Source organism: Selenomonas dianae (assembly GCF_030644225.1).
In the GTDB taxonomy this organism is placed as follows: domain Bacteria; phylum Bacillota; class Negativicutes; order Selenomonadales; family Selenomonadaceae; genus Centipeda; species Centipeda dianae.
This window is the reverse complement of the sequence record NZ_CP128650.1, coordinates 1,179,362-1,204,666: the sequence shown is the minus strand read 5'-3', so window position 1 is coordinate 1,204,666 and position 25,305 is coordinate 1,179,362. Positions and strand designations below refer to the sequence as shown.

The 25,305-nt window shown below is 51.6% G+C and carries 28 protein-coding genes and 1 riboswitch; all 28 genes read left to right on the top strand.

What is annotated here, in order from left to right; translation table 11 throughout:
- Positions 1-234 precede the first annotated feature (234 nt).
- The 28 genes from rplU (at position 235) to QU667_RS05765 (ending at position 25,260) form a co-directional block, all read left to right on the top strand.
- A complete protein-coding gene (gene rplU, locus QU667_RS05905) occupies positions 235-546 on the top strand; it encodes a 50S ribosomal protein L21 (protein WP_006691868.1) in 312 nt (103 codons plus the stop codon).
- Positions 547-549: 3 nt separating this feature from the next.
- Positions 550-870, top strand: a complete 321-nt coding sequence (locus QU667_RS05900; RefSeq protein ID WP_304986302.1) for a ribosomal-processing cysteine protease Prp — start codon at positions 550-552, stop codon at positions 868-870.
- The gene (rpmA, locus tag QU667_RS05895; RefSeq protein WP_304986301.1) at positions 867-1,169 is read left to right on the top strand and encodes a 50S ribosomal protein L27; all 303 of its coding nucleotides are present in this window, start codon (positions 867-869) and stop codon (positions 1,167-1,169) included. Before QU667_RS05900 ends, rpmA begins: the two co-directional genes overlap by 4 nt.
- 60 nt (positions 1,170-1,229) lie before the next feature.
- Positions 1,230-2,513 (top strand): GTPase ObgE, encoded by a 1,284-nt coding sequence (gene obgE, locus QU667_RS05890; protein ID WP_304986300.1) that lies wholly within the window; start codon positions 1,230-1,232, stop codon positions 2,511-2,513.
- A 13-nt stretch (positions 2,514-2,526) separates the two neighbouring features.
- On the top strand, positions 2,527-2,826 hold the full coding sequence (locus QU667_RS05885) for a YhbY family RNA-binding protein (protein WP_304986299.1): 300 nt from the start codon (positions 2,527-2,529) through the stop codon (positions 2,824-2,826).
- Complete coding sequence (proB, locus tag QU667_RS05880; RefSeq protein ID WP_304986298.1) at positions 2,823-3,947, top strand: glutamate 5-kinase; 1,125 nt, start codon at positions 2,823-2,825, stop codon at positions 3,945-3,947. Before QU667_RS05885 ends, proB begins: the two co-directional genes overlap by 4 nt.
- A gap of 11 nt (positions 3,948-3,958) precedes the next feature.
- Positions 3,959-5,257: a glutamate-5-semialdehyde dehydrogenase gene (locus QU667_RS05875; protein WP_304986297.1), complete on the top strand. Its 1,299-nt coding sequence runs from the start codon at positions 3,959-3,961 to the stop codon at positions 5,255-5,257.
- 143 nt (positions 5,258-5,400) lie between these two features.
- Positions 5,401-6,021 (top strand): nicotinate-nucleotide adenylyltransferase, encoded by a 621-nt coding sequence (gene nadD, locus QU667_RS05870; protein ID WP_304986296.1) that lies wholly within the window; start codon positions 5,401-5,403, stop codon positions 6,019-6,021.
- Positions 6,005-6,580, top strand: a complete 576-nt coding sequence (gene yqeK / locus QU667_RS05865; RefSeq protein ID WP_304988419.1) for a bis(5'-nucleosyl)-tetraphosphatase (symmetrical) YqeK — start codon at positions 6,005-6,007, stop codon at positions 6,578-6,580. The genes nadD and yqeK overlap by 17 nt, the downstream gene beginning before the upstream one ends.
- A gap of 204 nt (positions 6,581-6,784) precedes the next feature.
- A complete protein-coding gene (locus QU667_RS05855) occupies positions 6,785-7,831 on the top strand; it encodes an LCP family protein (protein ID WP_304986295.1) in 1,047 nt (348 codons plus the stop codon).
- 14 nt (positions 7,832-7,845) lie between these two features.
- Positions 7,846-8,190 (top strand): ribosome silencing factor, encoded by a 345-nt coding sequence (gene rsfS, locus QU667_RS05850; protein WP_304986294.1) that lies wholly within the window; start codon positions 7,846-7,848, stop codon positions 8,188-8,190.
- Between the two features lie 5 nt (positions 8,191-8,195).
- Positions 8,196-9,104: a CvfB family protein gene (locus QU667_RS05845; RefSeq protein WP_304988365.1), complete on the top strand. Its 909-nt coding sequence runs from the start codon at positions 8,196-8,198 to the stop codon at positions 9,102-9,104.
- An 89-nt stretch (positions 9,105-9,193) separates the two neighbouring features.
- Positions 9,194-10,144 (top strand): chemotaxis protein, encoded by a 951-nt coding sequence (locus QU667_RS05840; protein WP_304988364.1) that lies wholly within the window; start codon positions 9,194-9,196, stop codon positions 10,142-10,144.
- Positions 10,145-10,250: 106 nt separating this feature from the next.
- Complete coding sequence (gene purE / locus QU667_RS05835; RefSeq protein WP_304988363.1) at positions 10,251-10,739, top strand: 5-(carboxyamino)imidazole ribonucleotide mutase; 489 nt, start codon at positions 10,251-10,253, stop codon at positions 10,737-10,739.
- A gap of 52 nt (positions 10,740-10,791) precedes the next feature.
- Positions 10,792-11,505 carry a phosphoribosylaminoimidazolesuccinocarboxamide synthase gene (gene purC / locus QU667_RS05830; RefSeq protein ID WP_304988362.1) on the top strand — a complete coding sequence of 238 codons (714 nt, stop codon included), beginning with the start codon at positions 10,792-10,794 and terminating at the stop codon, positions 11,503-11,505.
- Between the two features lie 5 nt (positions 11,506-11,510).
- Entirely contained in the window at positions 11,511-12,962 is a 1,452-nt protein-coding gene (gene purF, locus QU667_RS05825) for an amidophosphoribosyltransferase (protein WP_304988361.1), read from the top strand.
- A 6-nt stretch (positions 12,963-12,968) separates the two neighbouring features.
- On the top strand, positions 12,969-14,018 hold the full coding sequence (gene purM / locus QU667_RS05820; RefSeq protein ID WP_304988360.1) for a phosphoribosylformylglycinamidine cyclo-ligase: 1,050 nt from the start codon (positions 12,969-12,971) through the stop codon (positions 14,016-14,018).
- Positions 14,011-14,643 carry a phosphoribosylglycinamide formyltransferase gene (gene purN / locus QU667_RS05815; RefSeq protein WP_304988359.1) on the top strand — a complete coding sequence of 211 codons (633 nt, stop codon included), beginning with the start codon at positions 14,011-14,013 and terminating at the stop codon, positions 14,641-14,643. Before purM ends, purN begins: the two co-directional genes overlap by 8 nt.
- The gene (locus tag QU667_RS05810; protein ID WP_304988358.1) at positions 14,640-15,233 is read left to right on the top strand and encodes an IMP cyclohydrolase; all 594 of its coding nucleotides are present in this window, start codon (positions 14,640-14,642) and stop codon (positions 15,231-15,233) included. The genes purN and QU667_RS05810 overlap by 4 nt, the downstream gene beginning before the upstream one ends.
- Positions 15,234-15,243: 10 nt before the next feature.
- On the top strand, positions 15,244-16,503 hold the full coding sequence (purD, locus tag QU667_RS05805) for a phosphoribosylamine--glycine ligase (RefSeq protein ID WP_304988357.1): 1,260 nt from the start codon (positions 15,244-15,246) through the stop codon (positions 16,501-16,503).
- Between the two features lie 156 nt (positions 16,504-16,659).
- Positions 16,660-17,997, top strand: coding sequence for an MATE family efflux transporter (locus QU667_RS05800; protein WP_304988356.1), 1,338 nt, complete (start codon positions 16,660-16,662; stop codon positions 17,995-17,997).
- 117 nt (positions 17,998-18,114) lie between these two features.
- A riboswitch (cobalamin riboswitch) is annotated at positions 18,115-18,347 on the top strand.
- Between the two features lie 109 nt (positions 18,348-18,456).
- Positions 18,457-19,401 carry a nickel ABC transporter permease gene (gene nikB, locus QU667_RS05795; protein WP_304988355.1) on the top strand — a complete coding sequence of 315 codons (945 nt, stop codon included), beginning with the start codon at positions 18,457-18,459 and terminating at the stop codon, positions 19,399-19,401.
- Positions 19,398-20,210 (top strand): nickel transporter permease, encoded by an 813-nt coding sequence (gene nikC / locus QU667_RS05790; RefSeq protein ID WP_304988354.1) that lies wholly within the window; start codon positions 19,398-19,400, stop codon positions 20,208-20,210. The genes nikB and nikC overlap by 4 nt, the downstream gene beginning before the upstream one ends.
- Positions 20,211-20,223: 13 nt before the next feature.
- The gene (locus QU667_RS05785) at positions 20,224-21,792 is read left to right on the top strand and encodes an ABC transporter substrate-binding protein (protein WP_304988353.1); all 1,569 of its coding nucleotides are present in this window, start codon (positions 20,224-20,226) and stop codon (positions 21,790-21,792) included.
- 18 nt (positions 21,793-21,810) lie between these two features.
- Positions 21,811-22,608, top strand: a complete 798-nt coding sequence (locus QU667_RS05780) for an ABC transporter ATP-binding protein (protein ID WP_304988352.1) — start codon at positions 21,811-21,813, stop codon at positions 22,606-22,608.
- On the top strand, positions 22,589-23,419 hold the full coding sequence (locus QU667_RS05775) for an ABC transporter ATP-binding protein (RefSeq protein WP_304988351.1): 831 nt from the start codon (positions 22,589-22,591) through the stop codon (positions 23,417-23,419). The genes QU667_RS05780 and QU667_RS05775 overlap by 20 nt, the downstream gene beginning before the upstream one ends.
- Positions 23,420-23,642: 223 nt before the next feature.
- The gene (locus tag QU667_RS05770) at positions 23,643-24,269 is read left to right on the top strand and encodes a DUF47 domain-containing protein (protein ID WP_304988350.1); all 627 of its coding nucleotides are present in this window, start codon (positions 23,643-23,645) and stop codon (positions 24,267-24,269) included.
- Positions 24,262-25,260: an inorganic phosphate transporter gene (locus QU667_RS05765; RefSeq protein ID WP_304988349.1), complete on the top strand. Its 999-nt coding sequence runs from the start codon at positions 24,262-24,264 to the stop codon at positions 25,258-25,260. The genes QU667_RS05770 and QU667_RS05765 overlap by 8 nt, the downstream gene beginning before the upstream one ends.
- The last annotated feature ends 45 nt before the right edge of the window (positions 25,261-25,305 follow it).

The following is a 25,305-nucleotide window of genomic DNA, read 5'->3' as shown; positions in this document are numbered from 1 at the left end:
AACAGATCCAAATGAACTATGAAGGAAGTATGATTCCATAAATATTCATTGGTGAAGATTCACCACAACATGAAGTTGCCGAAGGGTTGACAGCAACTCACTTATATGCTATTATCCTCTAACGTAGGCGTATAGCCTGTTTGGGCGTGAGCCCATCCCCAACCGCACGACGAGGTCATGTAATCGGTCTGACCGAACCGTAGTCGGCGAGTAACCATATAGGGAGGTGTTTTCATGTATGCAATCGTAAAGACGGGCGGCAAGCAGTACAAGGTCGCTGAGGGCGATACCATTTTTGTGGAGAAGCTTGAGGCGGGCGAGGGCGAGGCTGTCGTTTTCGATCAGGTTCTTACTGTTGTAAGCGATGGCAGCGTCAAGGTCGGACGTCCGATGGTGGACGGCGCGAAGGTGACTGCGAAGGTCGTGGCGCATGGCAAGGGCAAGAAGATCCTGGTCTTCAAGTACAAGGCGAAGTCCAACTACCGCAAGCGTCAGGGGCATCGTCAGCCGTTCACGAAGGTCGTTATCGAGAAGATCGAGGCGTAATGCGTGATTTCGGTTGAAATCCTCATGAATGAAAATGGATTGATCATGGGGTATTGTGTCACAGGACACAGTGGCACGGCAAAACACGGGCAGGATATTGTCTGCGCCGGCGTGTCTGCTCTGACCCAGTCTGCGCTTCTCGGCATCATGGAGCATCTGCATCGTACCGTCAACTATGACATAGCGAGCGGAAATCTCACCGTACGGCTTACAGAGCCACCAAATGATTGTACCGAGGCAATTCTGCGAACCATGTACATGGGGCTTGCAGAGATTGAAAAGATCAGTCCAAAGGGTATTCAAATTCAGGAAGTAAAGGGGTGAACAGATTGTTCTCGTTTGATTTGCAGCTTTTTGCACATAAAAAGGGTGTCAGCTCTACTCGCAATGGTCGCGACAGCCACTCCAAGCGTCTTGGCGTGAAGGAGCAGGCAGGTACGCATGTGACGGCAGGCAGCATCATTGTTCGTCAGCGCGGCACGCATTTCCATCCGGGGCACAATGTCGGTATCGGCAAAGATGATACGATCTTCGCGAAGATTGACGGCAAGGTTGCCTTTGAGCGCAAAGGGCGTCATCAGCGCCAGATCAGTGTGTATCCGTTTGCGGAGGCCGCTGTTTAATTTTGTTCTATGCGGATGCCTGTACCTTGGTGGTGCAGGCTCTTTTCTATAGGGGGACGTATGCAGTTCATTGACCGCGCACAGATCGCGGTGAAGGCGGGAGACGGCGGACATGGAAAATCCGCATTCCGCCATGAAAAATTTATGCCGAAGGGTGGTCCGTCCGGTGGAGACGGCGGACGCGGTGGAGATGTCGTCTTTCGCGCCGACCGCAATCTGAATACGCTCCTCTCGTTTCGTTTCCATCGTAAATTTACTGCGAAAAATGGAGAAAACGGAGAGTATAAGAACCAGTATGGCAGGAATGCCCCACATCTCTATGTCGATGTCCCGCCGGGGACGATTGTGACAGATGAGGTGACGGGAGAGGTGCTTGCCGATCTCACAGAGATTGGAATGGAGGCAGTCATTGCACATGGCGGGCGTGGAGGGCGCGGAAACGCAAAGTTTGCAAATGCGGCAAACCGTGCGCCGTCCTTTGCCGAGTTTGGTGAACCGGGAGAGAGCCGCAAGCTGCGCTTGGAGCTGAAACTCCTCGCAGATGTCGGCCTCGTTGGTTACCCGAGTGTCGGGAAGTCGAGCCTTGTAGCCTCGTGCTCTGCGGCACGACCCGAGATTGCGGACTACCATTTTACCACATTGACACCTGTGCTTGGCGTCGTGCAGACGGATTATGAAAAGAGTTTCGTCATGGCGGATATCCCCGGTCTCATCGAGGGCGCTGCCGACGGTGTCGGACTGGGACACGATTTCCTGCGCCATGTAGAACGCACACGCTTGATTCTGCATATTGTCGACGCTTCCGGCATTGAGGGGCGTGATCCTGTCGAAGATTATTATAAGATCAACAAGGAGCTTGCGCGTTACAGTGAGAAGATCGCGAAGCGCACACAGATTCTCGTAGCAAATAAGATTGATCTGCCGTCTGCTGAGGAGCATCTGCCGCGTCTTAGGGCACTCGCCCAAAAGGAGGGCATGGAGTTCTTTGCCATCTCTGCGGCAACACGCACAGGAGTGCAGGAACTGATCGACCACGTCGGCGCATGGCTCGATGCATATGTTCCGGAACCGGAGGCGGCAGAAGAGGACGTTGCTGTTTTCGATCAGAATGCAGAGGATGATGAGAAGGTCACGATTTCACGCAACGATGCGGGGGATTTTGTCGTATCCGGTAAGGCACTTGAAAAACTTGTTGCAATGACAAATTTCAACAATGACGAGGCAGTACGCCGCTTTCAGTACATCTGGCGATTAAAAGGGTTGGATGAAAAGCTGCGTGAACGCGGCATCAAAGAAGGAATGACGGTTCATATCGGAGATATGGAATTCGACTATCAAGATTAATGGGGGAAGAACTTTGCTGCGAAACTCTCTGACCGGTAAGCAGATTCGGAAACTGCGTTCACTCGGCATGACAGAGGAGGCCATCGTCATGATCGGCAAGGAAGGTGTAACGCCGACCGTTGTTGCCTCAGCTCGTGAGGCGATCAAAAAACGTGAGCTCATCAAGGTGCGCGTTCTGCAAAACGCACCCGATGACCCTGCGGATGCCATTACAGTTCTTGCGGAGCGGGCAGACGCGAACCTCGTGCAGGTCATCGGCAGAAATGGTATTCTCTTCCGACGCAACTTTGATAAGCCAAGGATCGAACTATGAATGCAAGAGCGCGTCTGTGTGAGGCAAAACGCATTGTCGTCAAGGTGGGGACGAGTACCCTCACACATCCGTCGGGCGGGATGAATCTTCATCGCATGGATCATCTCGTACGCGAACTCATTGATGAGGCAAATCAAGGGAAGGACATCCTGCTGGTTTCCTCCGGCGCGATTGCCGCAGGGATGAACACGCTCGGGCTCAAGGAGCGTCCCGCAAACATTCCTGCGCGGCAGGCACTTGCCGCAATTGGGCAGGGCGCACTTCTGCACATCTATGAAAAGTTCTTTCACGAATACGGGCGGACAATGGCACAGGTCCTCCTCACAAAGGAGAATGCTGCACGTCACCACCAGTATATGAACTCGCGTAATGCACTTCTTGCACTTCTCGGGATGAACGTCATTCCTGTCATCAACGAAAACGATGCCGTTGCCGTCGACGAGATCAAGATCGGGGACAATGATAATCTGTCGGCTGTCGTCGCCGCGCTTGTTGATGCGGATGCGCTCATCATCCTTTCGGATATTGACGGCGTCTATACGGCGAACCCGCGCACAGATGGGGCAGCACGGCTCATCTCAGAGATTTCAGAGATCACGCCGGAAATCGAGAGGATTGCCGGTGGTGCCGGCTCTGCGCAGGGAACAGGCGGTATGCAGACCAAGATCGAAGCTGCCAAGATTGCCCAGAACGCCGGGGTGACAATGGTGATTGCGCGTGGGGATGAGGACGGTATCATCCGTTCCATCCTGCGCGGGGAAGAGATCGGAACACTCTTTCCCGCGCGTGAAGCACATCTGAGAACACGCAAGAGCTGGCTTGCATTCGGTAAGCGGCTTGCAGGAGAGATCTCTGTTGATGCCGGATGTATCGCCGCCATGCAATGTGGAGCAAGTCTGTTAGCGGTTGGTGTGACTTCCGTCTACGGCGATTTTGCAGCAGGGGAGACCGTACGTGTCCTCAGCCCGACAGGGCAGGAAATTGCCCGTGGAATTGCGGCATATGACGCATCGAATGTCACCCGGCTCATGGGACACCGGACAACGGAGTTCCATGATCTCGTAGCAGATGTGGCACATGAGGAAATCATCCATCGGGATAATATGGTTCTGATGATATAAGGCGGTGGAGTATGTTCGAGCAAGAGATTCGTACGCAGGCAGAGGCAGCAAAGTCTGCCTCCTATCGACTTTCGACACTTCGGACGGATGCACGGAACGAAGCCCTCTGCGTGATGGCGGATGCCTTGATGGCGCACAGAGGCAGAATCCTCCATGAAAATGCAGCGGATGTCGAGGAAGCAACCGCTGCGGGAATGCGTACCTCCTATCTGGATCGTTTGCGCCTTAATGAGGAGCGCATTTCCTCCATGGCAGAAGGGCTTCGTCTGATTGCTGCTCTCCCTGACCCACTGGGGAGAGAGGACTATTCGGTGCGCCGTCCGAACGGGCTTGAGATCCGTCGTATGCGCGTACCACTCGGTGTGGTCGGTATCATCTACGAAGCACGTCCGAATGTGACAGCGGATGCGATCGGACTCTGTCTGAAATCCGGGAACGCAGTCCTCCTGCGCGGAGGTTCGGATGCCCTTCGATCGAATCTTGCCATCGCAAAGGTGCTTTCGCGTGCTGCCTATACGGCAGGGATTCCGCAGGGAGCAATCCAACTGCTTGCGATGAAGGAGCGTGCTGCCGTCGATGTCATGACGCATCTGACAGGACTGCTCGATGTCATCATCCCGCGCGGCGGAGCGGGACTGATTCGCCGCATTGTCGAAAACAGTACCGTCCCTGTCATAGAGACAGGGGCAGGTATATGTCATATCTATGTGGATTGTGCAGCAGACATTTCGATGGCACTCCGCATTGTGGAAAATGCAAAGGTTTCGCGCCCCTCTGTCTGCAATGCGGCAGAGACACTTCTGGTACACGAGGGGATTGCGGAGGAATTTCTTCCGCAGATGGCGCAGATCCTCCATGCGGATGGTGTAGAACTGCGCGGCTGTCCGAAAACGTGTGCAATTCTCTCGGACATTGTAGCGGCAAGTGAGGAGGATTGGTCTACGGAATACGGCGACCTCATCCTGTCAGTTCGCATTGTCACAGATATGGAGGCGGCAATCGCACATATCAATCAATACAATACGGGACATTCCGAAACAATCATTACCAACGATATTCGCGCGGCACATACTTTCCAGCAACGTGTCGATGCCTCGACCGTCTATGTGAATGCCTCGACACGCTTTACCGACGGCTTTGAGTTTGGCTTTGGCGCCGAGATTGGCATCAGCACGCAGAAGCTCCATGTGCGTGGTCCGATGGGGCTCGATGCTCTGACGAGTACGAAATACCTTGTCTACGGAGAAGGACAGATACGCGAAAATACGCCTTCCCCGCAGAGAAAAGAAACAAACGAATGCGATGTCTGATCGGCTATCTTCGTACACTGCGCCAATATGCAGTAACTTCAAAAGGTCGGCACGATATTTTCGATTACCTGTTGGCGGGTGGCATGTTTTTTCTCATCGTCGCCCTCGTATTTGCGGTTCTCAACCTTGTGAGGTGAGATGACATGAAGAGACGAATCGGCATCATGGGAGGAACGTTCGATCCCATTCATATGGGACATCTTATTACCGCAGAAATGGTGCGCTCGACCGTTCCTTTGGACGAGATTCTCTTTATTCCGTCCGCACGCCCGCCGCATAAGGATGGAACTCATGCAGCATCTCCCGAGGATCGGCTTGCCATGACTGATTGTGCCATACGGGAAAATCCGTACTTTTCCGTATCGGATATCGAGCTGCGCCGTGAAGGCCCTTCTTATACCGTGGATACCATTGCAGAGCTTCAAAAACGATTGAACGGAGTGGAACTTTTCTTTATCACCGGAGCGGATGCGATGAACGATCTCTATCGTTGGCACGAACCCAAACGGCTGTTGTCCTCCTGTCAATTCATCGTGGCGACGCGGCAGGGGGTTCCGCTGGATGAACTCCTGCTCGCAGAAAAATTTACGGCAGAAGAACGTGCTCACATTCAAGTCTTGCCAACGCCGCATTTGGAGATCTCCTCAAGTGCGATCCGTGCACGCATCCGTGCCGGGCTTTCCATTCGGCATCTTGTGCCACTTGAGGTAGAAGAGTATATTGAGGATAGGGGGCTCTATCGTGAGCATGACAAAGAGCTATGAGGAAATGCGTGCTATTCTTGAGCAGCAGCTCACTCCAAGCCGTTACCGGCATTCGCTCGGTGTTGCCGAAACAGCAGTCGCGATCGCGCGCCGTTTCGGCATGAATGAGGAACGTGCCCGTGTGGCGGGGCTTCTGCATGACTGTGGACGCGTCTATAAGACGGATGACCTTCTGAAGGAAGCGCGTCAGCGTGGGATCCCCATCGGGAAAATCGAGTCTGCCATGCCGCTTTTGCTCCACGCCTATATTGGAGCTTATTTGATCTACGAAGTTTACGGTATCAACGATGCTGTGATTGCACAGGCGGTTTGGCGGCATACGGTCGGCGGTGCGAATATGACGGCACTCGACAAGATCATCTACTATGCGGATATGATCGAACCGTCGAGAGACTATCCCGAAGTGGAGCGTCTGCGTGAACTCTCCCGTACGGCGTCGCTTGATGAGATGATGCTGGTCGGGCTTACGGAGTCCATTCTCTTTGTTGCACAGAAGGGCGGGCTCATTCATCCCGATACCATTACGGCACGCAATGAACTTCTGCTTGAACAGCGTTAAACGGCGTGGTATGTTATAAAGGAAACACTGATAAATTCAGGACTTCCATCTTGACCCATCTTTTTTGCCCGCACTTCGGTGGAAAATCCTTCACATAGCCCTTGCTATGCGTCCGGTTTTCCACCTTATTCGGACGAAAAATCTACGCCAATCGGAAGATCTTCATTTTATCAGTGCTTCCTAAAATGTTGAGAGGAGGGGATGATGTCGGAATATGACGCAGAGGAACTTGCTGCGAAATTACAGAGTGAAAACTCGCGTGAAAATATCAAGAAACGCCGCAGAGAGCGCACGCGCAAACACCGTATTGCGGTTCTGAAGGGCATCATCCGCTTGATCTTCGCCGTTTTTCTTATGGCGGTTATCTGCACAGCCGGCTACTATGTGATTGGCTGGGGGATGCAGGCATACCGCGATGTGCGAGATATGTACGAAGCATATCTGATCCGACAGGAGGAAAATCGTGGCGCGGTCGATGTCCGCTTCGACGGCTATACAAACGTACTTGTGCTGGGGTTGGATGAGTCTGTAAACATGGACAATGCCGATGAAAAGCGTGCCGATGCCATCCTCTTAATCAGCATGGAGAACGCGACCGGGAAGGTACGTATTCTCAATATTCCACGTGACACATGGGTCGCCATGGCACAGGATAAGGGCGAAACCAGACTTGCAAACGTCTATGCCGTCGGTGGAGCTCCCCTGATGGTGCGGACCATCAATCAGATGTTTGACATCTCCATCCATCAGTATGTTATCATCGATCTTGTGACATTTGCTCAGATTGTGGATGCCGTCGGCGGCATTGACCTCTATGTAGAGCAGAACATGGACTATGACGATCCGGAGGCACAGCTCTTCATCCATATGCGGCAGGGCTATCGCCATCTGGACGGAAAGGGGGCAGAACACTACCTGCGCTATCGGAGCGACGATCTCGGCGATCTTGGACGGACGCAGCGACAGCAGAAATTTGTTAAGGCATTCTATGCAAAACTGCTGCGCGTTGACACACTTCCCAAAGTTCCGATGATTGCGGATATCCTGAAGCAAAACGTCACAACGAGCGCGGAACTCTTTGACTCCGTACACATCGGCAATGTCATTCGGAAGCTGAGCATTGAGCCGCCGCGCACGATCATGTTGCCGGGGGATTTCTCGCGGAATGATGATACCGTTTGGATTATGGATCGTGCGGCAACGGATGAAATTATTCATGAACTTTTCCCGCCGGAGGCGGGTTCTGAGTAACAGGAGGAAACAGCTTGACAGAGCAGGAAAAATGCCGTGTCATTTGCGCGGCGGCAGATGAAAAAAAAGCACGAGATATTGTGCAAATGGATATGATCGATCTCATGTCGACCAATGATTACTTTGTCATCTGTTCGGCAAATACTGCAACACAGGTGCGTGCGATTGCGGATAACATCGAGGAAAAAATGGAGGATGCAGGGATTTCTTTCCTGCACAAAGAAGGTTATCGTGAGGGCGAGTGGATTCTGCTCGACTACGGTGATACCGTTGCACATATCTTCCAACAGGATGCGCGTGAGTACTACGCATTGGAGCGCCTGTGGGGCGATGCAAAGCTGACGCCGTACGAGGAATAGAAACAATGCAGGAAAGAACACGCGGAGCCGAACATAACCGACGCCCGTGCAAATATGGTCCGAGTCAGGTCGCAGAGCTTACAGCCGTGCGGGAGAGCGAACTTGGCGTATTCTTGGATGCGGAAACCGGAAACACCAATGATGATATTCTGCTGCATCGTGTTCAGCAGACAGCCCCCGTCAAGATCGGTGACCGTGTTCGTGTCTTTCTCTATCTCGACCCAAAGCGACGCCTTACCGCAAGTATGCGTACGCCACGCATGAGAGAAGGGCAGGTTGCACGACTGCGTGTCATCAACGTCACGAAGGAAGGTGCGTTTCTCGATGTCGGAGCGGAACGTGGCATCTTCCTCCCGTACGCAGGAATGCGTGGGCGGCCGCAGATCGGGGAGACCGTTTGGGCAAAGCTATACACGGACAAATCCGGCCGCCTTGCGGTAACGATGGAAGTCGAGGATGAGCTGCGCCGCGCATCGCGCCCCGCCGAAAATGTACGCGTAGGAGACCGCCTAAAGGGAACCGTCTATAACATCACCGAACGTGGTGTATTCCTCTTTACCGAGGAACGTTATATCGCCTTCATTGATCACCACGAAATCCCCAAACGTCCACGCGTGGGCGAGACTGTCGAAATGCGTGTGACGTATCTGCGGGAGGACGGGCGGCTGAATGCCTCTCTGCGCCCCCCAAAAGAAGTGGCGCGCTTGGAAGATGCCGATCACATCCTCACGCTTCTGAAAAATCATGACGGAAAGATGCCGTATTCGGATGCTACATCATCGGAGGTCATCCAGGATCGTTTTCATATCAGTAAGGCAGCGTTCAAACGTGCACTTGGTCGGCTGCTCAAGGAAGGGCTCATCGAGCAGCGCGATGGATGGACATATTTATCCGAGGAAAACAAAAAGTCTTAGTTTTTTATCAAAATAGGCAGGATTTTTTTCCTGGAGAGCGAATAGAGAGCATAGCAAACAATGTTTACGAGCATGGGGGAGAGAGATAAATGGCAGAGACGGTTACAGAAGAGAAAAAAGGTATCCTGCTTGAGACAGGAACGAACGAATTTGAGATCGTCGAGTTCAGCATTGGAAAGGTGAACTACGGCATCAATGTTGCAAAGGTGCGCGAAGTCATTACACGCGCACCGGTCACGGCGATGCCCGAAGCGCACCCTTATGTCGATGGGCTCTTTACCTTGCGCGGCAAAGCAATTCCGTTGGTCAATATGGCGCGTTGCCTCAATCTCCAAACGCATGACGAGCTTCAGAACATCATTGTCACAGAGATCAACAACTACGATATCGGCTTCCTTGTCGGCAGCGTCTATCGTATTCACCGCATCTCGTGGAAGAATATGGAGCCTGCGCCGAACGTCGGTGAGGGCTCGCGTGTTGTCGGTATCATCAAGATGGAGGATCGCATCGTCCTCCTTCTTGACTTCGAGAACATCATCGCCGAGATCAATCCTGAGATCAACCAGAAGCTTACCACAGTCACAGAGGCGACACAGGATGCCAAGACACGGCGCGGCACGGCTCACATCGTGGTTGCGGAGGACTCCAAGATGCTGCGTGACCTCCTTGTGAACACGTTGCATGAAGCAGGTTACAAGTTTATCCGCGACTTTGGCAACGGGCAGGATGCATGGGATTACTTGCAGGATCTTGCACGCAAGAACGGTCCGATCGAGAATCATGTACGCATCATTATCTCCGATGTTGAGATGCCGAAGATGGACGGTCATCGTCTGCTGAAGCTCGTGCGTGAGGACAATCGTCTGGGCGAAGTTCCTCTCGTTCTCTTCTCATCTCTCATCAGCGAAGAAATGAGACGCAAAGGGGAGAGCCTCGGAGCGTCCGGACAGGTTTCAAAACCTGAGATCAACCAGCTCATCGACCTTCTGGATACGCTCACATTTGGTGAGCCGCTTCATGATACCGTGGAGGAAAATTAAACACATCAAAACAAAGGACTGCTGTACTTGTGTGCAGCAGTCCTTTGTTCGTTCTATTGACAGGATTCTAAAATCTCGTTATCATAGAAGCCAAGGAGATGGTAAAATGAAGGTAGCAGTCCTCATGGGAAGCGATTCCGACTGGCCAATCTTAAAGCCGGCGGTAGAGCTCCTGAAACAGTTTGGCATAGAGCCTGTAGTTAAGGTCGCCTCGGCGCACCGTACGCCTTCCATTGTACGGGATTTTGTCATGGAGGCCGACCATAACAAGGATTTCGCAGCATTCATTGTTGCTGCCGGTGCAGCCGCACATCTCGCCGGGGTCGTGGCAAGCTACACGATCAAGCCCGTCATCGGCATTCCGGTGAACGCGACGCCATTGAACGGCATGGATGCACTTCTCAGCACAGTCCAAATGCCTTCCGGTGTGCCCGTCGCATCTATGGCAATCAACGGTGCAAAGAACGCTGCCATTTTTGTTGCAGAAATTCTGGCTGTGTACGATTCCTCGATTGCGGAAGCACTGATGGACTATCGGGAAAAGATGGTACTCGATGTCGAGGCAAAAGCGGATCGCGTCGCTGCACAGCTGTAAGCAGAGACTCTCACAGGATAGGATTTCGGAGAGATGGAAAGGAAGACCTGACATGGAGCGGAAAGAAGCACTTTACGAAGGCAAGGCAAAGATCATCTATGCAACGGATCATGCGGATGAGTATCTCGTTTACTATAAGGATGACGCAACGGCAGGGAACGGTGCAAAGAAGGGGACAATCGCGGATAAGGGCATCATGAACAACAAGATGACGGCGTTTTTTTTCGACCTTCTTGCAAAGAACGGTATTCGACATCACTATATCTCCATGCCGAGCGATCGCGAAATGATTGTTAAGAAACTTACAATCATCCCGCTTGAGGTTATTATACGCAATGTTGCAGCAGGCTCACTCGCTCAACGTCTTGGTCTTGAGGAGGGGGTTCCCATGCCGTTCCCGATCATTGAATATTGCTATAAGAACGATGATCTCGGCGACCCCATGCTCAATCGCTACCATATTCGTGCGTTGAAAATTGCAACCGATGATGAACTCGATGAGATTGAGGCAATGTCACTCAAGATCAACGATATACTCACGAAGTTCCTCAAGACCAAGCGCGTTGATCTCATCGACTTCAAGTTGGAGTTTGGCAAGGATGCAGACGGCAACATCATCCTTGCGGATGAGATTTCGCCGGACAACTGTCGTTTCTGGGACAGCGATACAAAGGAAAAATTGGATAAGGATCGTTTCCGCCGCGACCTTGGAAATGTTGAGGACGCTTACAAAGAAATGCTCCATAGGCTGACGGGAGAAGCATAAGCACAATGTACGAAAAAGTGCCAAAGTGGAAGGAAGAATGCGGCATCTACGGTGTTTACTCCCATGCGGAGAATGTGTCCGAGATGACGTATCTCGGTCTTTTTGCGCTCCAACACCGCGGACAGGAGAGTGCGGGCATTGCACTCACGGATGGCTATTGGATTGATGTCAAGAAGGGAATGGGGCTGGTCAGCGAAGTATTTCGCGATCAACTTCCCCATCTTGACAATGCTAAAATAGCCATTGGACACGTCCGCTATGCGACGACGGGATTCAGCCTTGTTGCGAATGCTCAGCCTCTGCGCGTAAACTATGCAGGCGGCGCACTCGCTCTTGCACACAACGGCGATCTTACCAATGCGGCACTGATCCGCCGTGATCTTGAAAGCAAAGGGACGGTTTTTCAGACAACCATCGACTCCGAGGTGTTTGTTCATCTCATCGCGCGTTCACAAAAGACCTCCATCGAGGAACGCATTCTTGAGGCGGTCAGTGTCGTGCGCGGAGCTTTCTGTCTCAGCATCATGACAGAGGATAAGCTTATCGGCGTTCGTGACCCGCAGGGCTTCCGTCCGCTTTGCATTGGTCGGACAATAGATGGAGGATGGGTTCTGTCTTCGGAAACCTGTGCGCTGGATGTCAATGGTGCGGAATTTGTGCGTGATGTACAACCCGGCGAGATGGTTGTTATCGACAGTGACGGGCTCAAGTCCTATCGTTTTTCCAACGGCAAGGACGTTGCTTCCTGTATCTTTGAATACATCTATTTTGCGCGTCCGGATTCCATCATTGATGGGCAGTCCGTCCATGCGGTGCGTTTTGAGATGGGGCGTGTACTGGCACGGGAGTCCGGCCTTCGTGGAGATGTTGTCATCTCTGTGCCGGATTCAGGTACAACGGCGGCAACGGGATTTGCATATGAGGCAGGGATTCCGTTTGCCGAGGGACTGATTAAGAATCGCTATATTGGTCGTACCTTCATTCAGCCGACACAGAAGCAGCGCGATGCATCGGTCAAGCTCAAGCTGAGCCCCGTGCGCTCGGTTGTCGCAGGGAAGTCGGTCATTATGGTGGACGACTCCATTGTGCGCGGGACAACGAGCGGTAAGATTGTGCGTCTGTTGCGGAATGCAGGTGCACGGGAGATCCACGTCTGTATCAGCAGCCCGCCGATTACAGATCCCTGCTACTATGGCATTGATACATCCATTCGTAAAGAACTGATCTCCGCGACCAAAAGTGTGGAGGAGATCTGTGCCTTCATCGGGGCGGATTCACTTCATTTTATCTCCATCGAAGGGCTGCGGCAATGTGTTCCTGCACTCAATCCGGATCGTATGTGTTACGCCTGTTTCAACAACAACTATCCCGTTCCCGAAGAGGATGCCACCCTTGATGAGGATGATAAGATCATCCTTGAGCGGCGGCGGATTGCACAGCGTGAAAGGGGGCTATAAGAACTGATGGAGAAAATGACCTATCGTGATGCGGGGGTTGACATTGACGCAGGAAACAAATCTGTTTCAATGATAAAGGATGCTGTTCGTGCGACCTATCGTCCGGAGGTGATGGGGGATCTGGGCGGCTTTGGCGGACTGTTTGCCCTCAATACAAAGGACTATAAAGAGCCGATACTTGTCTCCGGGACGGATGGGGTCGGAACGAAACTGCGCCTCGCCTTTTTGCTTGGAAAGCATGACACCATCGGACAAGATGCCGTTGCGATGTGCGTCAACGACATCCTCGTGCAGGGCGCGGAACCTCTTTTCTTCCTCGACTACCTTGCCGTCGGAAAGCTTGAACCGACACAAGTCGCCGAGGTTGTTACAGGCGTTGCCCGTGCCTGCAAGGAGTCGGGATGCTCTCTCATTGGCGGTGAAACGGCAGAGATGGCAGGTTTTTATCCCGTGGGAGAATACGATATTGCGGGATTCTCCGTCGGCGTTGCAGAACGCTCCAAACTCATTACGCCCGCTCGTGTAAAACATGGCGATGTGCTGCTCGGTCTGCCGTCGTCGGGGGTGCACTCAAACGGATACTCTCTCGTACGAAAAATTGTCTTTGAACACAAGGGATTCAAGGGCGATGAGTACATGGAGGAGTTCGGACGAACCATTGGTGAGGAGTTACTGACTCCGACACGCCTCTATCCGCGCATCTGTCTGCCGCTCATTCGGATGTTCGATATTCACGGCATGGTGCATATCACAGGCGGCGGTTTCTACGAGAATATTCCGCGCGCACTGCCCGATGACATGGGGGCAGTGGTGGATGGAGCTGCATGGGCAATGCCGCCCGTATTCCGTCTGCTGCAGGAGTGGGGCAACGTCGACTGGTCGGAGATGTACCGCACGTTCAACATGGGCATCGGCATGGTGCTTATCGTTTCCGCGGACGAGGCGGAGTGTATCACTGCTCATTTGAAGGCGCAGAACGAAGCAGTATACCGCATCGGTCATGTAACAGAGGGGGCGCATGAAGTCGTCATCAAGGGTGGTGTCTTTGATGCGTGAAGAAAGGCTTGGGATTCTTTGCTCGGGACGTGGTTCCAATCTCGCGTCAATTATGGAGGCGGTTGAGCGCGGCGAGATTCCTGCCGAAATTGCCGTTGTCATTGCAGACAAGAGCGAGGCCTATGCTCTTGAGCGTGCGCGTGCAAAGGGAATTCCCGCCGTTGCTGTCATCTATCAGGATTATGCGCAGCGTGCAGACTTTGAGCGTGCCATGCTGGATGAGCTGCATGCCCATGGTGTAACTCTTGTCATTCTTGCAGGATTCATGCGCATCCTGTCCCCTGTCTTTGTCCATGCGTACACAGGGCGTATATTAAACATCCATCCCGCACTCCTACCGAGTTTTCCGGGTGCACATGCCCATCGTGATGCGCTTGCTTACGGGGTGAAGGTCAGCGGGTGTACCGTACACTTTGTGGATGAAGGAATGGACTCAGGTCCTGTTATCTTACAGGCTGTTGTTCCGGTGATGGAGGACGATACCGAGAATACACTTGCGGCTCGTGTACTTGAGCAGGAACATCGGATCTTTCCAGAGGCGATCAAGCTCTATGTCGAAGGAAGGCTGCGTACAGTAGGGCGAAAGGTACACATTTTGCCTGTCGTAGGGGGAGGATTATTATGAAGATCAAACGTGCTCTGATCAGTGTATCCGATAAAACCGGTGTAGTGGAGTTTGCACGCGTGCTGCATAAAGCCGGGATCGAAATCGTTTCCACGGGGGGAACGATGAGGACCCTCCGTGAAGCAGGTATCCCGGTCATCTACGTCAGCGATGTGACGGGCTTCCCCGAGATCATGGATGGGCGCGTCAAGACACTGCATCCCTTTGTGCATGGAGGTATTCTTGCTGTTCGCGGCAATCAGACGCATGAAAAGGCTTTGCGTGAGCTGAAGATCACACCGATTGACCTCGTCGCCGTCAATCTTTATCCGTTTAAGGAGACGGTTGCAAATCCGAATGTGACACTTGCCGAGGCAGTTGAGCAGATCGACATCGGAGGTCCCGCCATGATTCGTGCGGCGGCAAAGAATTTCAAATTTGTCACTGTAATTACAAATCCGGCACGTTATGCAGAAATTGCGGAGAAGATTGAAAAGGACGGCGCAGTCGATGGTATGACACGCATGAAGCTTGCCCATGAGGCTTTTGCCCATACCTCCGACTATGACAGTGCAATCAATGCATATCTTGCCGGGCAGTTGGAAAAATGAGGAAGATAACGTGAACATTCTCGTAATTGGATCGGGCGGGCGTGAACACGCACTCTATTGGAAACTCATGGAGAGCCCGCAGACGGACAATATCTATGCTATCCCGGGCAATCCGGGCATGGGGAAGCAGATCAACATCTCCGTGACAGACAACGACGCGATTCTGAAATTTGCCAAGGAGAAAGAAATCGGGCTTGTGGTTGTCGGTCCGGAAATTCCTCTCACAAACAGACTGGTCGACGATCTTGAGGAGGCTGGGATTTGTGCGTTTGGACCCCGCGCAAACGCAGCAGAGATTGAAGGCTCGAAGGCATTTGCGAAGGATCTCATGAAGAAGTATGGGATTCCAACGGCACGCTATGAAGTCTTTAACGAGGCAGAACCCGCGCGCGCGTATATTCGTAAAGAGGGCGCACCAATCGTTGTCAAGGCGGACGGACTTGCTGCGGGGAAGGGTGTCATCGTTGCCATGACGGAGCGTGAGGCTCTTGAGGCTGTAGATGCGATCATGGAGGGGAGTTCCTTCGGAGATGCTGGTGCACGCATCGTCATCGAGGAGTTTATGGAGGGGGAGGAAGCGTCGTTGCTTGCTTTCACCGACGGGAAGATCATTCGTCCCATGATCAGTGCGCAGGATCATAAGCGAGCTCTTGATGGAGATAGAGGCCCCAATACGGGCGGCATGGGTACCTATGCGCCCGCACCTGTTATGACGCACGAGATGATCGAACGCGCAACGGAGGAGATCCTAAAACCGACGATTGCCGCTATGGCAAACGAAGGCAGAGTCTACCGCGGCTGTCTTTATCTCGGTCTGATGATTACGAAGGACGGCCCAAAGGTAGTCGAATTCAATGCACGTTTTGGCGATCCTGAAACGCAGGTCGTCCTGCCGCTCCTCGATGGGGATCTCGTTCAGATCATGCGTGCCTGTTCTGAGGGTACACTGGCGGATGTCCCAATTCATTGGAAGAGCGGGGCGGCCGTCTGTGTGGTTCTCGCGGCAGGTGGATATCCCACATCCTATGAAAAAGGGGATGAAATTTTTGGGATCACAGATGCTGAGGCAATGGGCGCGCTCGTGTTCCATGCGGGTACGGCGGAGCAGGATGGTAAAATTGTCACGAATGGCGGTCGTGTACTCGGCGTAGTTGGCATGGGAGAGAGCATCGCATCTGCGGTAAAAAAATCCTACGCGGCAGTTGAAAAAATATCCTTCAGGAATGCGTATCATCGCAAGGACATTGCGCATCGTGCGCTTCATCGCTGATGATTTCAAAATCGGGGATGCCGTTATCTTTCGGTTCCCCGATTTTTTGTGTTTACCGCCGATTTGTCCAGTCATATTCACATATCATTGACAAGAATTATCATTCTGTGGTAGTTTGTTGAATTGGAATATGGGGATAAATAGGGAGATGATGTGATGCTGACATCCTACGATAAAAGTTACCTGCGGATCGGACTGCCTGCCGCACTTGAGGGTGTCCTCATGATTTTTCTGAGCAATGCAGACATTATCATGGTCGGAACATTGGGAACAGCTGCGATTGCTGCCGTCAGCATCTTTACGCAGCCGCGCATGATGCTCCTCACCGTTGCACGCTCTGTTGCCGCAGCGGTGACCATATTGATTGCGGAACGTTTCGGACGGGATCAACACAATACATACGGCGATATTCTCAAAAAGACAATGGTCTTGGTCATTGTTTTCTTGGGACTTGCACACATCGGCTTCTTTATCTGTCTCGATTCCATTCTTCTCTGGATGGGAGCGCAGCAGGACTATCTCGCCGATGCAATGACCTATGGACTTTGGACACTTCCTGCCGTCTTTCTTACGTCCGTCACCACACTCATGCAGGCGGTGATGTTTGGACGCGGAGAATCCATGCGTGTTCTGTCCATCAATATACAGGGCAACGTCGTTAACGTTGTGCTTAACGCACTTCTGATCTTTGGGCTTGGACCATTTCCGGCACTTGGGGTGCTTGGTGCAGCGCTCGGAACGGTGGGCGGAGCTGTATGGTCATTGATTTTGACCGTACAGATCTTGTACACGTGGGGAATATTCAGTCAGGGGAATTATCGTTTAACACGAGAATACCTCAGCGAATTTCTCGGCGTATTCGGCGGCATCTTCAGTGAGCAGGGCTTTGAGCGCATCGGTATGGTCGTCTATACGCGCATGGTTGCCGAACTCGGAACGATCCCATACGCTGTACACGCGATTGCGATGAATTTCTGCGATTTCTATTATAGTTTTTGCAATGGTATGGGAAAGGCAAGCACGGTTCTCGCAGGACACAATCGTGACATACATAAGCAGGATGAGTGGAGATGCTATCTCTGGAGGGGAATGCGTTGGAGCTTGATTTTTTCCGCTGCGGCATTTCTCATAACCTTTCTTCTGCGTGAGGAGATCTTTGGTATCTATGCTCACGATTCGGCCCTTATGCCTCTTGGCAGTTTGATTATCGCATACGTCGCCATTGTGAGTTTTCCGGAGGCATATCAGATGGTCTGCGCCGGAATTCTGCGCGCCAGTGGAAAAACAACACAGGTAGCAGCATATTCCTTTGTGAGTATTACGGTGCTTCGACCCATCATCACGTATATATTCCTTTACGAACTCAATATGGGACTTGAGGGAGCATGGATGTCGCTGGTTTTGGATCAGACCATGCGTGCTGCCTGTGCCGCCCTTCTTCTACGCAGAGTATATCAGACGAAGAATGACAATGGTTCATTGCACCTATGCTGAAAATGAATGAAAACAGCTTTGAAAGGACTTATTGACTAGCCCAACAAAATAATCTGAAATAAATGTCTTGACAAGTATATCTGATATGGATATACTACGTTAAGATGTATTAAAAACTGAATAAAATACGTTGCGAGTGTCAACAGGAAATCTCCTGTGTGAGACATCTGTTGTGCGATAAGAGGAAAATGGGTGCGATGCCCATGCTGTCCCGCAGCCGTAAATAGGGAGTGTTCTTCCACAGGCGCAGAGCCTGTGCCTGTAAAGTCACTGGGAGTAAGAAATCTCGGGAAGGCGGAAGAACACGCTGATCTATGAGCCGGAAAGCCTGCTCGCAATAAGATTCATTGATGGACTCACGAGAGATGGGGAGATGGATGCTAAAGTTTTTGTATGCATTTCACCGTCTTCCTCTTTTGAGGCAGACGTTTTTTATTTTCTGTAAAAGGAGTTGGGGAGTTGAGTGCAAAAGCAATCTTGATGCGTCTGGTGCAAATGGTCATCACATTATTGGGCGTCAGTTTTTTGACGTTCAGTCTGACCTTTATTGCCCCGGGCGATCCTGTGGATGCAATCCTCGAAACAGGAGATACCATTGTATCCCAGGAAACCATTGAGCAGACGAGGCACGAGTTGGGGTTGGATCGACCGTTTCACGAACAGTATTTTAGCTGGCTGAGCGGTGTTGTCCATGGAGATATGGGACGCTCCTACTCGGCAAAGATGCCCGTGCAGGAAAAACTCCTGCAGAATCTTCCGGGTACCCTCCTTCTGGCGGGGACAGCCGTTATCATGATGCTGCTGATCTCACTGCCTGCGGGGGTCATATCGGCAATCTACCGCAACCGGCTTCCGGATCAGATCATCCGATGCTTTACTTTTCTCGGGGTTTCCATGCCGAGCTTCTGGGTCGGGCTTATCCTGCTCTATGTGTTCGGGCTGAAATTGGGGTTGTTTCCGATTGCGGGCGGCGAGGTTTCCTTTGATCGTATGGTACTTCCCGCATTTACACTGGCTATCCTGCTCTCATCCAAGTACACTCGTCAGGTGCGTACGGCAGTGCTCGAAGAACTTGGACAGGACTATGTCACGGGACTCAAGGCGCGCGGTATGTCCATGTCACGGATTCTCCTGCGTCACGTTCTGCCAAATGCCTTCCTGCCACTCATCACCTTACTTGGTCTTGCGATTGGCTGGCTGCTCGGCGGCGTTGCCGTCATTGAGATCGTATTCTCGTGGCCCGGCATCGGACGTGTCGCCGTTCGTGCGATTGAGATGCGTGACTATCCACTCCTCCAGGGATTTGTCCTGTGGATTGCAACGCTCTACATGTTTGTCAATCTGATCGTTGATATATCCTACAACTATCTTGATCCAAGACTCAGAAAGGGGGCGAAGTCATGACGCGGGATCAACTGCTCTTTCGTCTATATACGGGAATTATCCTGTTGATCGTGCTCGTCGCCATCTGTGCTCCCTTGATTTCACCATACGATCCGTATACGTCGCAGATTCAGAACTCGCTTCTTCCGCCTTCTGCCGAACATTATTTCGGCACGGATAAGCTGGGACGTGACATCTTTACACGCATCCTCTATGGCGCACGTATCTCCATTACAATGGCTCTGATCGTTGTCGTTATTTCCGGTGGAATGGGTACATTGATCGGTGTTATCTCTGCATACATCGGCGGCAAGGTGGACAACGTTATCATGCGCCTTACCGATGTGTTTCTTGCCTTCCCGGGCATTGTCCTTGCGATTGCAATCGCAGGTGTGCTCGGCGGCAGTGCAGTCAACGCAGTCCTCGCCGTCGTCATCGTCGGATGGACGAAATATGCACGTCTTGCCCGCAGTCTGACACTCAAGGTCAAGCAGCAGGACTATCTGTCTGCAGCAATTACCAGCGGGACACGTCCGATTGATATGATTCGCCGACATATTCTGCCGAATATCATTCCGATCATCATCGTTACAGCGGCACTTGATATCGGCGCACTGATGATGGAGCTCGCGGGGCTCTCCTTCCTCGGGTTTGGGGCACAGCCGCCGACACCGGAATGGGGGCTCATGCTGAACGAGGGACGGCAGCTGATTCAGACAGCGCCGTGGCTTATGATTTTCCCGGGACTTGCGATTGCATCCGTAGTCGCAGTCTTTAATCTCTGGGGAGATAGTTTGCGGGACATCATGGATCCGCGCAAGGCAAATTAAAGGAGGAAAACAGATGGGTAAACTCAAACGATGGGTGGGCGTACTGCTGACCGGCTGTATGACCGCAGCACTTCTTACGGGATGCGGCGGCGGAAGTCAGTCCGCAGGGGACAAGACGACACTCAAGGTCGGTGTAACGAACTTTGCGGACACGCTTGAGCCGACCGAGAACTACTTCAGCTGGGTTGTTATGCGTTACGGCATGGGGGAGACGCTCGTCAAGTTCGACGAGAAGATGAACCCAACACCATGGCTTGCCGAGAGTTGGAAGATCGGCGATGACAAGCTGACATGGACGTTCAAGATTCGTGACAACGTCAAGTTCTCGAACGGTAAACCGCTGACGGCAGAGGCAGTCAAAGCCTCCCTTGAGCGTTCGTTCAAGAAGAACAATCGCGCAGAGACGTTCTTCAAGTACACAGAGATGAAGGCGGATGGTCAAACGTTGACCATTAAGACGGAAAAGCCGTCGCCGAGTATGCCGGGATTCCTTGCTGACCCGCTGTTCCTTATCGTCGATGTGTCGAGTGAAGGGGAGCGTGATTTCGCCAAGCAGGGGCCCATCTGCACAGGTCCCTATGTCTGTGAATCCTTCGTGAAGGAAAAAGCAGTCATGAAAAAGAACCCGAACTATTGGGATGGGGAAGTTCCGTATGAGACGGTCGAAATTCCGTCCATTGATGATCCGAATACGCGTGCGATGGCGCTCCAGTCGGGCGAAGTCGATATGGCTGTTAACATTGCGGCGGGCGATATTGGACTTTTCAATGACAATGCGAAATTCCACATCGACCGTATTTCATCTCTGCGTACCGTTCTCGCACGCATCAATACGAAGGGGGTTCTCGGCGACCCGAAGGTACGCGCAGCGTTTATCTCCATGACGGATCGTAAGGCATATAACGAGGTCATCCTGAAGGGAACCTTTATTCCGGGCAAGGCTCCGGTTCCGCCGTCCCTCGACTATGGTTTCGATCAGCTGACCGATCCGAATGCCTACAATGTGGATCGTGCAAATAAGCTCCTCGATGAGGCAGGGTGGAAGGATACCGACGGAGATGGCATCCGCGATAAGGACGGCAAGCCACTGTCTGTTGACTTTATCATCTACAACAGCCGTGCAGAGCTTCCGATCTACGCAGAGGCAGTGCAGGCAGATGCCAAGAAGGTCGGCATTGATGTCAAGATCAAGCCGGTGGACTACAACCTGCTTGACAAGATCGGTATCAGCGGCGATTATGACCTGCTGATTTCGAACATTACTACGGCAAACACGGGTGATCCTGAGATTTATCTCAACTGGTATTGGCGTACGAATGTAAACGGAGATAACCCGCAGAACGGCTCCGGCTACAGTAATCCTGCGTACGATGCGAAGTGCGCGGAACTTGCCGTCGAGTTTGATCCTGCAAAGCGCCGTCAGATCATGATCGATATGCAGCAGATCCTGCTCAACGATGCAGCAGGGCTGTTCCTTGGCTATCCGGAGACGAACATCGTCAGCTCGACAAAGATCACAGGTGCCATCATGCACCCGGCGGACTACTATTGGATCACGAACAAGATCAAGCCCGCGAACTGATAAGGAGGAGATGCCCGAATGTTGATTGAGGTGCGAGGACTTAAAATCGCATACGAAGGCACGGAAATGGTGCACGGTGTGGACTTCACTCTTAAAGATGGTGAGGTTCTGACCATTGTCGGCGAAAGCGGCAGCGGCAAGACCACCGTCATTCGGGCGATGCTTGGCTGTCTGCCTCATGTCGGCAGGGTCACGGCGGGGGAGATCCTCTATGACGGGAAAGACATGACGAAGTGCAGTGCCGAGGAATGGCGTCACGTCAGCGGAAAAACCGCTGCCATGATCTTTCAAGACAGTGGCAGCATGATGGATCCGATTCGTACGATTGGTGAACAGTTTGTCGAGTACATCCGGACGCATGATTCGATTGGAGCAAAGGAGGCTGCAGCACAGGCACAGGATATGCTTGCGCGTATGCACCTTTCGGACCCAAAGAATGTGATGAAGAGCTTTCCGTTCGAACTTTCCGGCGGTATGCGTCAGCGTGTCGGTGTCGCGATGGCGATGTTCTTCAAGCCTACACTTCTGCTTGCCGATGAACCGACCTCGGCATTGGATGTAACAACACAAGCACAGGTCGTCAACGAAATGATGGATATTTGCAAAAAGGACGGTACGTCCATTATTATGGTGACGCACAATCTCGGTGTAGCTGCCTATATGTCGGATCAGATCATGGTCATGCAGAACGGCAATGTGGTCGAACATGGTACTGCCGAGGAAATCATTGAGCACGCACAGAAGGACTATACCAAGAAACTTCTGCGTGCCGTACCGCAGATTGGAGGAGAACGTTATGAGTCAGTCGGCGCGTGAGGAGATCCTGCGCATCGAGCATATCACCAAACGCTTCCCCCTTGAGGACGGCAAGGTGCTTACGGCATGTAACGATGTGACATTTCCTGTATATCGCGGGGAGATTCTCGGCATTGTCGGAGAAAGTGGCTGTGGCAAGAGTACGCTGGTGCGTACGCTCATGCAGCTGCATAAGCCGTCGGAGGGACAGATTTTCTTCAAGGAGAAGGAAATCACATCTCTAACGGGGGAAGATTCCCGCAATATGCGACGCAACATTCAGATGGTGTTTCAGGATCCGACAACATCCTTTAACCCGAAGATGAAGATCAAGGACATCATCTGTGAGCCCCTTCGGAACTTCGGACTCCTCAAAGGGAGCGCACGGGACAAAGCAGCCGAGCTGCTGCGGCTCGTTGATCTGCCCGAGGAATTTGCCGAACGCTATCCTGCAAATATGAGCGGGGGACAGCGTCAGCGCGTCGGAATTGCACGCGCTCTGGCATTGGAGCCGGAGATTCTGGTCTGCGATGAGGCAACAAGTGCGTTGGATGTTTCTGTTCAGGAGACGATTGTTGAGTTGCTTGTCCGCATTCAACGGGAACGCAATTTGACCATCCTCTTTATTTGTCATGATTTGGCATTGGTTTCGCGTCTCTGTACGCGTGTCATTGTCATGTACTTTGGCAAGGTTGTGGAGCAGTTGGATGGACAGGATCTTGCCCATGCCAAGCATCCATACACACAGAAACTTCTGTCGTCTGTATTTACACTTCTGCCGAAGGGAAAGGCACCACGGATTGTTGTACCTGATGTGGAAATCCCTGCTTAGATGACATTTCAATAATCATACATATTGTAAAAGAGCAGCGTATGACCGCTGCTCTTTTACAATATTATCTTCCTGTTGAAAACGACGCATAAATATTGAATTGATATATATGGGCTTTTCAAATTTTATCTTGCTGTCAATCTGAAATAATGATATTATTGTGCTATAGGTTTTTGTGTATATCCCTCCAAATTGACATCTTCTTAGGGAGGAATCTGGATTTATGTTTAATTTCAAACAGAAAGATGACGAATTCTTTGACCTGTTTCTGGAAAGTGCGAAGTATTTTCAACGAGGAACAATGGTCTTAGATGACGTTATGAAGGATTATACTTCCGCTGCTGTAAAGGTGGAGGAAATCAACCGTATTGAGCATGAAGCAGATGCTGTCAATGACCGTATCATCGACAAGCTGAATCTTACGTTTATCACACCGATTGATCGCGAAGATATCTATGCTTTGGCAAACAACCTTGACGATGGTGTCGATCTGCTGCAGGGAATCCTGCAGCGATATGAGATGTACCGCATGGGGAAACCCATGACGGGGGCAGTTAATTTGACAAACCTCCTGATCTCTGCGACAGAGGAAGTTGTACGTGCGGTTTCCTATCTGGAAAACATACGGAAAAATCAAGTGCAGATCCTAGATGCATCGCATAAGATTGAACGCTATGAAAGTGAAGGGGATCTCATCTATCGGAGCGAAGTCGCCTATCTATTCGATAATGAAAAAGATCCAATCGAACTGATTCGTTGGAAAGATGTACTAGAACAGTTAGAGGATACGTTGGATCATTGTGAACTCATTGCGGATATGCTGCGGGGAGTGGTAATGAAATATGCCTGAATTTCAGCTTTTGATCTTCTTGGTCATACTCCTGGCACTTCTATTCGATTTTATCAATGGATTTCACGATACGGCAAATGCGATTGCCACCTCTGTTTCTACGCGAGCCATTCATCCGCAGCACGCAATCATCATGGCGGCTGTTCTCAATTTTTTTGGTGCAATGTATAGCACGGGGGTTGCAAAGACCATTGGATCGGATATTGTAAAATCCGCATCCCATGTGGATGAGCATATCCTGATTGCAGCGCTCTTCGGCTCTATTGTGTGGAACATTATTACATGGCGTTTTGGTCTGCCGTCCAGCAGTTCCCATGCCCTCATTGGTGGATTGATCGGAGCTGTACTGGTATCGGCTGCTGGCATGGACGGTCTGAACTTTTACGGCATTGGTAAAATTATTCTTTCCCTGATTCTCTCTCCGCTCGTTGGGATGGCATTGGGCTGCGTCATCATGACGCTTTTGTTCCGGTTCTTTGGTCGTTTTCGCCCCACAGCGATCAACGGTAAATTCAAGAAGATGCAGATTTTAACAGCGGCGACAATGGCATTTTCGCATGGATCGAATGATGCACAAAAATCCATGGGTATTATGACACTGGCACTTCTTGCCGGCGGATATATTGATGTATTTGAGGTTCCGACCTATGTCAAGGTACTCGCAGCAACCGCCATGGCTTGTGGAACAGCAGTAGGGGGGTGGCGGATCATCAAGACGATCGGTGGAAAGATATTCAAACTTCAGCCGATTTCCGGATTTGCGGCGGATTTGAATTCTTCCATCATTATATTTGGTGCAACCCTCTTACATCTGCCTGTAAGTACAACCCATGTTGTTTCCGGCTCCATTATGGGGGTGGGAGCAGCAAAGCGCATCAATGCCGTTCGTTGGGGTGTAGCCCAACAAATGCTTGTTGCATGGGTGATGACAATTCCATGTACTGCGGTCATGGGTGCTCTCACATATCAATTCGTAACACTGTTTATTTAATGGAAATGATATAAAAATCCTGCTCGCCTGTAGAGCAGGATTTTT